Here is a 15,122-nt window from a genome sequence, read left to right as displayed (position 1 = left end):
CCCCTGCTTCGCTAGCAATTAATCCTGCTTCTGAGCAGCTTTAAATGCTTCGGCCATAGCATTACCACCGAAGTCAGCTTCTTGCTGCTTGGTATTAACGGTATCCATAGCTTCTTTTTCTTCAGCTTCGAATTTCGCTTTGATTGACAGGCTGATTACGCGATTCTTGCGATCAACACCCATTAAACGAGCTTCAACTTCTTCGCCTACTTTAAGTACTGTTGAGGCATCTTCAATCCGCTCGCGCGCGATATCAGAAACCCGGATGTAACCTTCTACACCACCTTCTAACATAACAGCAGCGCCTTTAGCGTCAACGGCAGTTACTTCACCTTTAACGATAGCACCTTTTTTGTTGTCAGCAAGGTAACCATTGAACGGATCTTCATCCAGTTGTTTGATACCTAAAGAAATGCGCTCACGCTCTGGGTCAACTTGTAACACAACTGCGTGTACTTCGTCACCTTTCTTGAACTCACGTACCGCTTCTTCACCAGTAGCGTTCCAGCTGATATCAGATAAGTGAACCAGGCCATCGATGCCGCCGTCTAAGCCGATAAAGATACCAAAGTCAGTGATTGACTTGATCTTACCGCTAACGCGATCATTTTTGTTAAAGCCCTTGGCAAACTCTTCCCATGGGTTAGCTTTACACTGTTTCAGGCCTAAAGAAATACGACGACGTTCTTCGTCTATTTCCAGTACCATTACTTCAACAGTGTCTCCTAAGTTAACCACTTTAGATGGGTGAATGTTTTTGTTAGTCCAGTCCATTTCTGAAACGTGAACTAAACCTTCAACGCCTTCTTCGATTTCCACGAAGCAGCCGTAGTCAGTTAAGTTGGTTACGCGACCAGTGATGCGGGCACCTTCTGGGTAACGTGAGGCAATAGCAGCCCACGGGTCTTCACCCATTTGCTTCAAGCCTAATGATACACGTTGTTTCTCGCGATCAAATTTCAGTACTTTAACTGGAATTTCGTCACCAACGTTAACAATTTCGCTTGGGTGCTTAACGCGCTTCCATGCCATATCAGTGATATGCAGTAAGCCGTCTACGCCACCTAAATCGACGAATGCACCGTAGTCAGTCAGGTTCTTAACGATACCTTTAACTTCCATGCCTTCTTCTAAAGTTTCTAATAGCTGATCACGTTCCTGGCTGCTTTCTGACTCGATCACGGCACGACGTGAAACCACCACGTTGTTGCGCTTTTGATCCAGCTTGATAACTTTGAATTCAAGTTCTTTGTTTTCCAGGTGCAAGGTGTCACGTACCGGACGGACATCTACTAATGAACCTGGCAGGAAGGCACGAATACCGTCGACTTCAACCGTAAAACCACCTTTAACTTTACCAGTGATAACACCGATAACAGTTTCTTTATCTTCGCAAGCTTTTTCCAGGCGAACCCAGGCCTCATGGCGCTTAGCTTTTTCACGAGATAACAAGGTCTCACCGAAACCATCTTCAATAGCATCTAACGCTACATCAATGATGTCACCAACGCTAACTTCGATTTCACCGCTCAGTGATTTAAACTGCTCAACAGGGATCGCAGCTTCTGATTTAAGACCGGCGTCAACCATAACAACGTCTTTCAGAACAGCAACAACGGTACCTTTAACAATGGCACCTGGGCGGGTTTCGATGGTCTTGAGGCTTTCCTCAAATAATTGTGCAAAATTTTCAGTCATAGTCACTTTTTCAGTTAAGTGCTCCACTTCGCATCATGCGTTATGGGGTTGCTAAGTTTACCGGCAACATTCCTTGTTACTGGCTGTCCAAAATGCGGTTTCAGTGTTTTAGCTTACGTTCAACAGCGTATTACTGTTGATGTAGTTAATTACTTCGTCCAGCACTTGTTCAATAGTTTTATTGGTCGAATCCAGCATATATGCATCGGCAGCAGGTTTTAACGGAGCCGTGGCCCGATTCATATCGCGCTCATCGCGCGCCTGGATCTCGTTCAAAAGGGCGTCGATGTTAACATCCAGACCCTTTTGTTTCAACTCTAAATATCTACGGTTGGCGCGTTCTGCAGGGTCAGCGGTTAAAAATATTTTAACTTCTGCCTGCGGGAATACTACCGTCCCCATATCACGGCCATCCGCCACCAAACCTGGTGCGTCAGCAAAAGCGCGTTGCCGGCGCAATAATGCTTCACGCACCCGCGGCAACGAAGCAATTTTTGATGCTTCATCAGCAATTTCCTGGGTACGAATAGTATGTGAGACATTTTCGCCTTCCAGCGTTACCCTGGTACTGCCCTGTTCATCAGCACCAAACTGCACATCCAGATGCGCAGCCAGTGGTTGTAATGCTTCTTCGTCATCCGCAGCAATTTGATGATGCATTGCCGCCAGTGCCAGAACCCGATAGATGGCGCCACTGTCGAGTAATTGCCAACCTAACTTCTGAGCCAGTAAACGGCTTAATGTGCCTTTACCTGAGCCTCCCGGGCCGTCGATGGTAATTACTGGTGCATGTTGTGGCATCCTACCTCCTAAAGCGCATTAATCTGCTATTTCAAATTTTAAAACCGCCATATTATACAGGTTTTTGCGACAAAAGCTGTGTTTAGTTGCGATAAAGATGTCCGGCAAAGCGCAGTATGAAACACTGCACCTGTTTTGGCGAAGTCGCTGCTAACATTGCAGACTCTTAAACAGAGCAAAATAGCCCGGGAAGGTTTTTGCTGTACAATCTGGATCTTCAATGGTCACGGCCGTATCACTTAACGCCACCAGAGAAAAGCACATGGCCATTCGATGATCATTATAGGTAGCAATACTGCTGTGTGTTAAATGCTGCGGCGGCGTAACCTTCAGATAGTCATGTCCCTCTTCTACCTCCGCACCCACTTTACGCAGCTCTGTCGCCATTGCTGTTAGACGGTCAGTCTCTTTGACCCGCCAGTTATAAACGTTGCGGATAACTGTCGGCCCTGTGGCAAACAATGCCGTGGTGGCTATGGTCATGGCCGCATCAGGAATGGCGTTAAAATCACGATCTATTCCCATTAACTTGTTACGCGTTACTTTAATGTAATCGTCTGCCCACTCAACGTCTGCGCCCATGGCCGCTAACGCATCCGCAAAATGAATATCACCCTGTACCGCATTTTTGCCAATCCCGGTCACTTTAATGCTGCCACCCCGAATGGCAGCCGCTGCCAGAAAATAGGAGGCGGAAGATGCGTCGCCTTCAACCAGCCAGTTGCCGGGTGAGCAATATTGCTGGTTCCCCTTGATGCTAAAACGTTGATAGTTATCATTTTCAACATGCACCCCAAAACGTTGCATCAACGCCAGAGTAATATCGATGTACGGCTTCGACACCAGTTCACCTAGTATTTCAATATTACTGTTGCCATTAAGTAAAGGTGCCACCATCAGCACTGCTGTTAAAAACTGGCTGGAAATACTGCCATCAATTTGCATGGCACCGCCTTGCAATGCTTTACCTTTTATTTGTAACGGTGGATAACCTGGCTGGTTCAGATACCGAATGTCAGCCTGCCATTGCTCAAGGGCCGCTACCAGATGACCTATTGGCCGCTCGTACATTCTTGGCTCACCGGTCAGGGTCACATCAACATTGGATGCCGCAAGTGCGGCAGTCAATGGGCGCATTGCGGTGCCCGCATTGCCAAGAAACAGGCTTAGTGCTTGCGATTGACTAAACAGACCGCCAATCCCGTGTACCTTGCACTGGGTCCGACAATCAGACAAGGTGTAATTAACGCCAAGTGCTGTTAGTGCACTGAGCATATGCCGTACATCATCACTGTCCAGCAAGTTAGTAATGTGGGTCGTGCCCTGTGCCAGAGCTGACAGCAGCAAAACCCGGTTCGATATACTTTTCGAGCCCGGTAGATGCACTTCACCGGCCATTTTTGCAATAGGCTCAATGGTTAATGTCTTCATCCGTTCACCCGTTCAAATTCCTGCATAAAACTGACCAGTGTTTGTACACCCTCAAGTGGCATTGCGTTGTAGATACTGGCCCGCATGCCACCAACCATCCGGTGTCCCTTTAATGCCAGCAAGCCATGCAACTGAGCGTGTTCAACAAACATATCATTTAAGCGCTCATCAGCCAGGAAAAAAGGCACATTCATCCACGAGCGATAAGCTTTAGCGACGTCATTGCTATAGAAGTCACTTTTATCAATATAATCATATAATAAGTTAGCCTTAGCTTGGTTACGCGTTGCCATTTCAGTAACGCCGCCCTGCTGTTTAAGCCATTTAAATACCAACCCTGCCAGATACCAGGCAAAAGTAGGTGGAGTATTAAACATGCTGTCGTTATCTGCGGCTAAACGATAGTCGAGAACAGCTGGCACAGCAGCATTTGCGCCAGGTAATAAATCGTCCCTGACAATAGCCAATGTTAAACCTGACGGCCCGATATTTTTCTGAGCGCCAGCATAAATCACGCCATAGCGGCTAACATCGATAGGCCGTGACAGAATAGTGGAGGATAAATCGGCGACGACAGGCACGTCCGTTTTGGGTAATCCGGTAAATTCAACGCCATCGACAGTTTCATTCGGGCAGCAATGGATGAAAGCAGCCTTACTGTCAAGTTGCCATTGTGTCGGGTCAATAATAGTACGCAGGTTATCGTCTGTTTTAACCCGCACATCTTGTACATTCAGCTGACCGTATTTATGCCCTTCTTCTACTGCGGCCTTTGACCAGGCACCAGAGATAATATAATCGGCACTGCGGTTACCGGCATTCGCCTGGGCATTAAACAGGTTAAGCGGAACCGCAGAGAACTGGCCGCGGCCACCCCCATGCATAAATAACACTTTATAATTAGCCGGAATACAGAGTAGATCACGTAAATCCTGTTCAGCCTCAGCCGCCACCTTAATAAACGCTTTACTTCGATGGCTTACCTCCATTACCGAGCAACCCTGCTGTTGCCAGTTAATAAATTCCTGCTGTGCTTGCTGCATCACAGCCGTGGGTAACATGGCCGGACCGGCACAAAAATTAAAGGTAGTCATGTGTTACTGCTCTCTATTCTATTCTCGACAAAGATTTAAAATCAGCTAAAAAAAACGAGCGCTACTGCGCCCGTTTTCGGATGAATTATGACTGCTCAGGATCGTTATCTTGTGCTAACTGACTGTCCTGTAAATCCGGGCCTGCCACATCAGCGCTGTTTGCCGTGTCCGCAGAGTCTGCATTTTCAGCAGCGGCCGTGATTAACCCTGTGCCATCTTCACTATCTTGGGGTAAATCCTGTTCTTGAATTTCGTCGACTTTCGCTACGCCAACCACTTTCTCCTGCTCCTGGGTGCGGATCAGAATTACGCCCTGGGTGTTACGGCCAACTTCAGATACTTCTTTTACCCGGGTACGTACCAGGGTACCACGGTTTGAAATCATCATGATTTCGTCCGTTTCACTTACCTGTACTGCACCGACTACCAGACCATTACGCTCAGAGACCTTGATAGAAACCACACCCTGAGTAGCCCGACTCTTCGCCGGATATTCGGTTAACGATGTCCGTTTGCCATAACCATTTTCGGTGACTGTTAATACGGCGCCATCCCCTTTTGGAATGATTAATGAGACAACTGAACCACCTTCCCGCAGACGAATACCGCGTACACCGGTAGCCGTGCGGCCCATGCCCCGAACTTGATCTTCCGTAAAGCGCACCACCTTACCATCATCCGAGAACAGCATAATTTCATTGCTACCATCGGTAATGTCTACGCCAATCAGGTGATCGCCTTCGTTCAGATTAACCGCAATAATACCGTTAGAGCGTGGCCGTGAATAATCGGTAAGCGCCGTTTTCTTAACGGTACCGTTGGCGGTTGCCATAAATACGTATTTACCTTCTTCATATTCCCGAACCGGTAAAATCGCGTTGATCCGTTCGCCCTGCTCCAAAGGCAACAGGTTAACAATTGGCTTTCCTCGGGCTGTCCGGCTGGCCAACGGCAACTGATATACCTTCATCCAATAAAGGCGCCCGCGGTTTGAGAAACATAAAATGGTGTCGTGGGTGCTGGCAACTAATAGCTTATCGACAAAGTCTTCGTCTTTGACTGTGGTGGCAGCTTTACCCTTACCACCGCGGCGCTGCGCTTCGTAATCAGACAAAGGTTGATACTTGGCATAACCAAGGTGTGACAGGGTGACCACCACATCTTCTTCGGTAATTAAGTCTTCCATATTGATATCCAGCATATTGTCCTGGATATCGGTGCGCCGCGCATCACCGTATTGGGCTTTGGCCGCTTCTAATTCTTCACAAATTACTTCCATTAAGCGTTCCGGACTAGCCAGAATATGCAGCAATTCAGCAATAAGCTCTAACAGTTGTTTGTATTCATCCAGGATCTTCTCATGCTCTAAGCCCGTTAGCTTATGTAAGCGTAAGTCCAGAATGGCCTGAGCTTGTTGTTCGGTCAGGAAATACAAACTATCGCGGATGCCGAAATGCTCTTCCAGCCATTCAGGCCGGGCGGCATCTTTACCTGCCCTTTCAAGCATGGCGCTGACATCGCCAAGTTGCCAACCGCGCTCAACCAAGCCTGCTTTGGCTTCTGCCGGGCTGGCTGAGGTTTTAATCAGCTCAATGATTTCGTCAATATTTGCCAGGGCAATCGCCAGGCCTTCCAAAATGTGGGCGCGGTCACGTGCTTTGCGCAAGTCGTACACAGTGCGGCGGGTAACCACTTCACGGCGGTGTAACACAAAGCATTCCAGCATTTGTTTTAGGCTAAGTAGCTTGGGCTGGCCATCGTCCAGTGCTACCATGTTAATGCCGAATACGGTTTGCATTTGCGTATTAGAGTATAACTGATTGAGCATTACGTCAGATGATTCGCCGCGTTTCAGCTCTATGACAATGCGCATACCGTCCTTGTCAGACTCGTCGCGCAGTGCAGAAATACCTTCAATTCGTTTTTCTTTAACCAGCTCCGCAATTTTTTCAATCAAACGGGCTTTGTTAACCTGATACGGTAATTCGTTGACGATAATCGTCTCGCGACCGGTTTTTTCGTCGGTTTCAATACAGGTTTTACTGCGAATATATACCTTGCCACGACCAGTTCGGTAGGCTTCTTCTATACCTTTACGGCCGTTTATAATGGCCGCAGTGGGAAAATCCGGACCCGGGATAAACTGCATTAATTCGTGCAGCTCAATATCGGGGTTAGCAATTAATGCCAGACAACCATCAATCACTTCATTAAGGTTGTGCGGTGGAATGTTGGTCGCCATACCTACGGCAATACCGGATGAGCCGTTGATTAATAAGTTAGGGATCTTAGTAGGCAATACGGCCGGGATTTGCTCTGTGCCGTCATAGTTAGGCACGAAATCGACCGTTTCTTTATCCAGATCTGCCAGCAATTCATGCGCAATTCTGGCCATTCGGACTTCGGTGTAACGCATTGCAGCGGCAGAGTCACCGTCAATCGAACCAAAGTTACCCTGTCCATCGACCAGCATATAACGCAATGAAAACGGCTGAGCCATCCGGACTATGGTGTCGTAAACGGCACTGTCACCATGCGGGTGATATTTACCGATAACATCGCCCACTACCCGGGCAGATTTTTTATAGGCTTTATTCCAGTCGTTGCCTAATTCCTTCATGGCAAACAGGACACGACGGTGAACAGGCTTTAAACCGTCTCTAACGTCAGGTAAAGCCCGGCCAACAATTACGCTCATGGCGTAATCGAGGTAGGAGTTTTTTAATTCCTCTTCGATATTAATCGGAACTATTTCTTTGGCCAGATCTGTCATATAACGCTAATTTCCCTTAAATCAGATAGATAACTCGCTTTTTTCGATGTTATAAAGCGCGAGACAACGCAGGATTCTACCACATAAAATGGCAGTTGCCATGCCTGTTATGCTTGCCAAAAGCCGTCAGCTATTTGCTGAAACAGATCAAGGCTTTATAATGGCAAAAAATTTTAAGGCCTGAACCATGACACAAAATACAAATGTTGATCCAGCTGAAATTGCAAAATTTAACGATATAGCTGCGCGCTGGTGGGATCAGGAAGGAGAATTTAAACCGCTTCACCTGTTAAACCCCACCCGGCTTGGCTATATCAGCGATATGGCCGGGGGTGTTTTTGGCAAATCCATCGTCGATGTAGGTTGTGGCGGAGGTATTCTTGCAGAGAGTCTGGCGCGCACTGGCGCAAAGGTTACCGGTATTGATATGGCTGAAGATGCACTGACTGTGGCCAGACTGCACGCACTGGAAGCCGTGGTCGAGGTCAATTATCAGCAAAGTACGGCAGAGCAGTTTGCCGCAAGCCAGCCGGCTGCATTTGATATCGTAACCTGTATGGAAATGCTGGAACATGTTCCGGCACCTGCTTCAGTAGTGCAGGCCTGCGCAGATTTAGCCAAACCCGGTGGCTTACTGTTTTTTTCTACTATTAATAAAACGGTAAAAGCCTATGCCATGGCTATTGTGGGTGCAGAGTATGTATTACGCCTGGTACCTAAAGGAACTCACGACTTTAGTAAGTTTATCCGGCCATCGCAATTAATGCGGGATATTGAGCAGGCGGGCCTGGAACTTGTAGATGCCACTGGGTTGCACTTTAACCCGCTCAATAATAGCTTTAAGACCGGGCCGGGCCTCGATGTGAACTATTTTGTAGTTGCTCGCAAGCCAGATGATAAAATCTGATAGCCGTATTTGGCCATTTGGTAATGGCGTCGGCGATGGGGCTGATGTCTGCCAAATAGCCAGTTAAGCTTAAAAGCAGCTGCTTAGAACAAATAAATTTATAGCCAATAAAAAGCTTGCTTCATTTTGCCATTCTCCCCGGCAGGCGTTATCAGGTTAGTAGCTACTAACAGAGAATAATACCGGCTTTTTTTTCAACAAACGCTACCCTTGCAAAAGCCCCTAATCCACACTATCTTGTGATCAGTTTTTAATTTACACCTACATGTTGTGCAAAATGGCAGCATTAAGGTGCGTGTAATGGGCCGTGCGCAAACGGGCTGCCAGTTAATAATAACTATTGAAACGGAACTCTTCAGCGATGACGCAAAAACTCTTTGTCACTAAACGTGACGGACGCCGTGAACCCCTCGACTTAGATAAAATTCACCGGGTCATAACCTGGGCTGCCGAAGGCCTGCACAATGTGTCAGTGTCACAGGTTGAATTAAAATCTCATATTCAGTTTTATGATGGTATTAAATCTGCTGATATTCATGAAACCATTATTAAAGCCGCAGCTGATCTGATTTCAAAAGAGAGTCCGGATTATCAATACCTTGCCGCCAGACTAGCCGTGTTCCACTTGCGCAAAAAAGCTTACGGCCAGTTTGAACCACCGCATCTGTATGATCAGCTGGTGAAAATGGTAGAGGCAAAACGTTATGATCAGCATATTCTGGCTGATTACAGCCGGGAAGAACTGGACACGATTAACAGTTTTATCGATCACAGCCGTGATTTAAATTTTAGTTATGCAGCAGTCAAACAACTGGAAGGTAAGTATCTGGTTCAAAACCGGGTAAGCGGTGAAATTTACGAAAGTGCCCAGTTTTTATATATTCTGGTGGCGGCCTGTTTGTTTGCGAACTATCCAAAGAGCACCCGCTTAGACTTTGTCCGTCGGTTTTACGATGCCACGTCAATGTTTAAACTGTCATTACCTACTCCGATTATGTCTGGGGTACGAACGCCAACCCGCCAATTCAGTTCCTGTGTGTTGATTGAGTGCGGCGACAGTCTTGACTCTATTAATGCCACATCCAGTGCCATTGTTAAGTATGTATCGCAACGTGCCGGTATCGGCATTAATGCCGGGCGTATTCGCGCCCTGGGCAGCCCGATTCGCAACGGCGAAGCGTTTCATACCGGCTGTATCCCGTTTTACAAGCATTTTCAAACTGCGGTTAAAAGCTGTTCGCAAGGTGGCGTTCGTGGTGGTGCGGCAACGCTGTTTTTCCCGCTATGGCATTTAGAAGTTGAGTCGCTACTGGTTTTGAAAAATAACCGCGGTGTGGAAGAAAACCGGGTTCGTCATCTCGATTATGGCGTGCAGTTTAACCGTTTGATGTATACCCGGTTAATCAAAGATGATTACATTACGTTATTCAGCCCTTCTGATGTTCCTGGTCTGTACGATGCATTTTTCCAGGATCAGGAGCAATTTGATAAGTTATACGTGCAATATGAAGCCGATAGCAGTATTCGCAAAAAGCGGATCAAGGCGTTAGAATTATTTACATTGTTTATGCAAGAGCGGGCCAGCACGGGTCGTATTTACCTGCAAAACGTTGATCACTGCAATACCCACAGCCCCTTTAACCCGAAACTGGCACCGGTACGCCAGAGCAACTTGTGTCTGGAAATTGCATTACCCACCAAGCCGCTGGAACACGTTAATGATCCAAATGGCGAAATTGCCTTGTGCACCTTATCAGCTTTTAACCTGGGTACCATAACCGAGCTTTCTGAACTTGAGGAATTAGCTGAATTAGCGGTTCGCTCACTGGATAGCTTACTGGATTATCAGGACTACCCGATTCCAGCGGCTTACCACGCGTCAATCAGCCGCCGTACCCTGGGGGTAGGTGTTATTAACTATGCGTATTACCTGGCTAAAAATGGCGTGAAGTATTCCGATGGCTCAGCCAACGGCTTAACTCACCGTACCTTTGAGGCTATCCAGTACTACTTGCTAAAAGCCTCAAATAAGCTGGCGCAAGAGCAAGGCCCCTGCCCTAAATTTAATGAAACAACCTATGCTGAAGGTATTTTACCCATCGACAGCTATAAAAAGGATCTTGATAAAGTTTGTGCGGAACCGTTGCAACTTAACTGGGAGCAGTTGCGTAAAGATATTTTGCAGTTTGGTCTGCGAAACTCTACCTTGTCGGCATTAATGCCATCAGAAACGTCATCGCAAATTTCTAATGCGACCAACGGTATTGAGCCACCACGTGGTCATATCAGTATTAAAGCCAGCAAAGATGGTATTTTGAAACAGGTAGTCCCAGAATATGAGCGGTTGAAAAACCAGTATGAGTTGCTATGGGATATTCCGTCCAATGATGGCTATCTGAGCCTGGTTGCCATTATGCAGAAGTTTGTCGACCAAACCATTTCGGCTAATACCAATTATGATCCGAATAAATATGACGGTGGTCGGGTACCCATGAAATTATTGCTAAAAGATCTGCTAACAGCGTACAAGCTTGGTGTAAAAACCATGTACTACCATAACACCCGGGATGGTGCAGCAGATATGCAGGAAGATATTAAACCTGAGCCGGAAGACGACGGCTGTGCAGGCGGTGCCTGTAAAATTTAACACGGATAAGTCATCGCTCCGTTAACCCGGAGCGTAATAACAACAGGTTGTGTTTAGTTAGGATATTTACAGCAATGGCGTATACCACTTTTAATCGCGAAATTAATGATCAACTAAAAGAGCCGATGTTTTTTGGCAATGCGGTCAATGTGTCGCGGTACGATCAGCAAAAGTACCCTATTTTTGAAAGACTGATCGAAAAACAGCTAAGTTTTTTCTGGCGCCCTGAAGAAATTGACGTCAGTAAAGATAGAATTGATTTTCAAAATCTGCCAGACCACGAGAAGCATATATTTCTGAGCAATCTGAAATATCAGACCCTGTTAGATTCTGTTCAGGGACGCTCTCCGAATGTGGCGTTTTTGCCTATTGTTTCTATTCCTGAGCTGGAAACCTGGATTGAGACCTGGGCCTTCAGCGAAACGATTCATAGCCGCAGCTATACCCATATCGTCCGCAATATTACCTCAGAGCCGCATAAAGTTTTTGATGACATTATGCTGAATGAAAAAATACTGGAACGTGCTGACGATGTGACCCGCTATTACGATAGCCTGATTGATGGTATTAACCTGTATCAACGCTGTGGTGAGGGCGAGCATCAGATCAATGGCCAGACCGTTGGTATTACGCTGCGAGAACTTAAGAAACGTCTTTATCTGTGTATGTTATCGGTTAATGTACTGGAAGCTATCCGCTTTTATGTCAGTTTTGCCTGCAGCTTTGCTTTTGCCGAGCGTGAACTGATGGAGGGTAACGCCAAGATTATCAAACTGATTGCCCGGGATGAAGCGCTGCACCTGACCGGTACCCAACATATACTGAACATTATGGCTGCCGGCGAAGATGACCCGCAAATGGCTGACATAGCAAAAGAATGTGAAGAACAGGCTTATGCCATTTTCTTAAAAGCCGCCGAACAAGAGAAAGACTGGGCACAATATTTGTTTAAAGACGGGTCGATGATTGGACTTAATAAGGATATTTTGTGCCAGTATGTTGAGTACATCACCAACAGTCGGATGCAGGCAATAGGCTTAAAAGCGCGCTTTAGCACAACTCAAAACCCTATTCCGTGGATAAACTCCTGGCTGGTGTCAGACAATGTGCAGGTAGCACCGCAGGAATCTGAAATCAGCTCTTATCTGGTAGGCCAGATAGATAATGAAGTTGATGGTGCTGAGTTCGGCGACTTCGATCTCTAATCTGTCATGCCTGAGATTACGGTTATTGGCCAGGCTGCTATTAATTTTGATGGCAGCCAACCTACCATTTTGCAAAGCATTGAACAGCAAAAACAGGATATCAGCTATCAGTGTCGCGAAGGCTACTGTGGTGCATGCCGTTGCAAACTGCTCAGCGGCACCATTAAGTATTTGCATGAACCGCTGGCTTTTGTACGAAAGGGTGAATTTTTGCCCTGCTGTAGCATTCCGACCACAGATATTGAAATTGAAATTCCCTGAACCTCTGGTATTTTACCGCGTTATATCGCACACTTATCCGGTATTTATCTTGCTTCAAGGCGGGTTTCAATGAAAATTGCGTTTATGGGTTTGTTGTTCAGTATTTCAGCTATTGCCATCGAACCTGAGCAGGCAAACAGCTGGTATGAACAAGCGCAATACCGAAAAATCATCACTGAAATTGATCAACAACCCGACTTGAAAAAAAATCCCGATTTAACAGCTATCTATATTCAGGCCATGTTTAATCTGCGCCAACGCGAAGAAGCAAATACTCTGCTAAACCAGTTAATCATTGACTATCCGCAGCATAGTGAGCTGCTGTATCTGGCCGGGATCAATAAAATTGTACTGGCTTCTGATGGCAATATTTTTAATGCCCGCCAACGAACCACGGATGGCTTGCAATTATTGGTAAGAGCGGTAACTGAAAATCCGGATAATTATCCGGCGCAACAGGCCCTGATCAGTTTTTATCAGTCTGCTCCTCCTGCAGCTGGGGGCAGTAAAACATTAGCCGCAGAGCAAGCTACATTGCTCGCCAGCCTGGACCCATTACAGGGTGCCCTGGCTGAAATCCAGCTATTAATCCTGGAAGCACGCTTAAGTGAGGCCGTTGCCTTGATTGATAAACATTTGAAAACTATGCCGAATCAACCTGATTTACTTGCCACCAAAGCCAGCATTCTTGCCAGGCAGGATGCTCATATTGTTGCTCAGCAACTTTATAGTAAAACAGCAGAGTTTAGCACTAAGCCTACGCAACGTTATAATGCCCTCTATCAGGTTGGCCGTCTCGCTGTCCTGACTAACGATAATGTTTTAAACGGTATTACCGCATTGTCTGAATATATTGGTTATTACAAAGACAGTGATCAGAGCAGGCTTAATTGGGCTAAATTGCGTTTAGTACAATTATTTATGTTGGCAGGTAGTGATGGACGGGCTGAATTGTTATTTGCCGATATCGCCAATACTACCAGCGCAGATGAAGATTTTATGAACTTAAAAGATCAGGTGAAAGTGCAGCTGAAAAGCCCCTTATAACCGCTAGAATAAATAGAAGTAACATTTTGCCAGCTGCCTGCCATCTCATATTATAAAGTCAGGCAGCTGGCCAACGCACACCTTACTGGCGAACGCCTTCTACAGTTAAATCCAGGTAAACGGTTGATGCAGCCGGTCCCAGATCATAATTGATACCGAAATCTTTTAAAGCAAACGAGGTACTGCCGGCAAAACCCGCCCGGTATCCACCCCAGGGATCACTGCCCTCACCTATTTTCTCAGCAGCAATAACGACCTCTTTGGTGACACCGTTGAGCGTCAGCTTACCGTGCAAATCAAAATTATCACCTTCTTTTGCCACGATCTTTGTGCTGTTAAAAGTCGCTTGTGGAAACTTACTGACATTTAAAAAATCGGCACTGCGTAAATGTTTGTCACGCTCGGCGTGATTAGAATCTATACTGGCAGTGTTAATCACCAGATTTATTTCTGATTCAGCCAGTTTATCAGCATCATAGCTAAACTCACCATTAAACGTATTGAAACGGCCGTACAACCAGCTATATCCAAGGTGACTGATTTTGAATTGAATAAAAGCGTGAGCACCGTCAGTATCAATTTTGTAGTCCGCTGCATTAACCGCACCACTACATACCGCAGCAATGGCGGCCGTGAGTAACAATTTTTTCATCATAACGCTCCTGTTCTATATTGAGTTGTTAATGGGCAGACTGCCCTAACATTCTTTTGAGGGTGGTATCTTTGTCAATAAAGTGATGTTTAAGTGCACCAAGGGCATGTAACACCGTTAGCCCTATTAACGCATACGCCAGATACTGATGAAAAGCGCCTGCAATATCAGTCTGTTGCGGGAACAACTCACCCAGGGCAGGCACATTAAACCACGTAAATACAGCAATTGGCCTGCCATCAGCGGTTGAAATCAGATAACCGCTCAACATGATCAGGATCGTCAGGAAATAAAGTGCGACATGAGTGATGCGGCTGACTCTTTTTTCCAGCAGAGTATGGGAAGAAAGGGCAGCGGGTGTTGGCGTGGCGAGACGCCAGAGCAACCTGATGCCTACTGCCAGAAATAATAAAATGCCGATACTTTTATGCCAGTAGGGCGCGGTTCGGTACCAGCTACTGTAATATGTCAGGTCTACCATCCAGTAGCCCAGCGCAAATAGTGATAAAATAGTGACAGCAACCAACCAGTGCAAAACAATGCTGATCATGCCATAGCGCGTTGCAGAATTACTGAGCATACTGCCCTCCCATATAAGGGCAGAAT

General features: G+C 46.3%; 12 protein-coding genes. 5 read left to right on the top strand and 7 right to left on the bottom strand.

The window, feature by feature from the left end; translation table 11 throughout:
* Positions 1-18 precede the first annotated feature (18 nt).
* The 5 genes from rpsA to gyrA form a co-directional block, all read right to left on the bottom strand.
* Positions 19-1,698: a 30S ribosomal protein S1 gene (rpsA, locus tag B2Q61_RS09245; RefSeq protein WP_290616024.1), complete on the bottom strand. Its 1,680-nt coding sequence runs from the start codon at positions 1,696-1,698 to the stop codon at positions 19-21.
* 108 nt (positions 1,699-1,806) lie between these two features.
* Positions 1,807-2,499: a (d)CMP kinase gene (gene cmk / locus B2Q61_RS09240; RefSeq protein ID WP_290615494.1), complete on the bottom strand. Its 693-nt coding sequence runs from the start codon at positions 2,497-2,499 to the stop codon at positions 1,807-1,809.
* A gap of 150 nt (positions 2,500-2,649) precedes the next feature.
* Positions 2,650-3,930, bottom strand: coding sequence for a 3-phosphoshikimate 1-carboxyvinyltransferase (gene aroA / locus B2Q61_RS09235; RefSeq protein ID WP_290615493.1), 1,281 nt, complete (start codon positions 3,928-3,930; stop codon positions 2,650-2,652).
* Positions 3,927-5,024, bottom strand: coding sequence for a 3-phosphoserine/phosphohydroxythreonine transaminase (gene serC, locus B2Q61_RS09230; protein WP_290615492.1), 1,098 nt, complete (start codon positions 5,022-5,024; stop codon positions 3,927-3,929). The genes aroA and serC overlap by 4 nt, the downstream gene beginning before the upstream one ends.
* An 85-nt stretch (positions 5,025-5,109) precedes the next feature.
* Positions 5,110-7,797, bottom strand: a complete 2,688-nt coding sequence (gene gyrA, locus B2Q61_RS09225) for a DNA topoisomerase (ATP-hydrolyzing) subunit A (protein ID WP_290615491.1) — start codon at positions 7,795-7,797, stop codon at positions 5,110-5,112.
* A 187-nt stretch (positions 7,798-7,984) separates the two neighbouring features.
* Between gyrA and ubiG the strand changes: the two genes are divergently transcribed.
* The 5 genes from ubiG to B2Q61_RS09200 all read left to right on the top strand — a co-directional run bounded on the left by ubiG (position 7,985) and on the right by B2Q61_RS09200 (position 13,864).
* A complete protein-coding gene (gene ubiG, locus B2Q61_RS09220; protein ID WP_290615490.1) occupies positions 7,985-8,704 on the top strand; it encodes a bifunctional 2-polyprenyl-6-hydroxyphenol methylase/3-demethylubiquinol 3-O-methyltransferase UbiG in 720 nt (239 codons plus the stop codon).
* Positions 8,705-9,065: 361 nt separating this feature from the next.
* Complete coding sequence (gene nrdA, locus B2Q61_RS09215) at positions 9,066-11,351, top strand: class 1a ribonucleoside-diphosphate reductase subunit alpha (protein WP_290615489.1); 2,286 nt, start codon at positions 9,066-9,068, stop codon at positions 11,349-11,351.
* 74 nt (positions 11,352-11,425) lie between these two features.
* A complete protein-coding gene (gene nrdB / locus B2Q61_RS09210; protein ID WP_290615488.1) occupies positions 11,426-12,556 on the top strand; it encodes a class Ia ribonucleoside-diphosphate reductase subunit beta in 1,131 nt (376 codons plus the stop codon).
* Between the two features lie 6 nt (positions 12,557-12,562).
* Positions 12,563-12,817, top strand: a complete 255-nt coding sequence (gene yfaE, locus B2Q61_RS09205; protein ID WP_290615487.1) for a class I ribonucleotide reductase maintenance protein YfaE — start codon at positions 12,563-12,565, stop codon at positions 12,815-12,817.
* 69 nt (positions 12,818-12,886) lie between these two features.
* The gene (locus B2Q61_RS09200) at positions 12,887-13,864 is read left to right on the top strand and encodes a hypothetical protein (protein WP_290615486.1); all 978 of its coding nucleotides are present in this window, start codon (positions 12,887-12,889) and stop codon (positions 13,862-13,864) included.
* Between the two features lie 82 nt (positions 13,865-13,946).
* On the opposite strand, the gene B2Q61_RS09195 is transcribed toward B2Q61_RS09200, so the two are convergent.
* The gene (locus B2Q61_RS09195) at positions 13,947-14,519 is read right to left on the bottom strand and encodes a YceI family protein (protein WP_290615485.1); all 573 of its coding nucleotides are present in this window, start codon (positions 14,517-14,519) and stop codon (positions 13,947-13,949) included.
* A 25-nt stretch (positions 14,520-14,544) separates the two neighbouring features.
* Positions 14,545-15,096, bottom strand: coding sequence for a cytochrome b (locus B2Q61_RS09190; RefSeq protein ID WP_290615484.1), 552 nt, complete (start codon positions 15,094-15,096; stop codon positions 14,545-14,547).
* Between the last annotated feature and the right edge of the window lie 26 nt (positions 15,097-15,122).

This window comes from Arsukibacterium sp. UBA5043, assembly GCA_002415085.1.
Taxonomy (GTDB): Bacteria; Pseudomonadota; Gammaproteobacteria; order Enterobacterales; family Alteromonadaceae; genus Alishewanella.
Note: the sequence above shows the minus strand (reverse complement) of the source record. Positions and strands in the feature narration are given on the sequence as shown.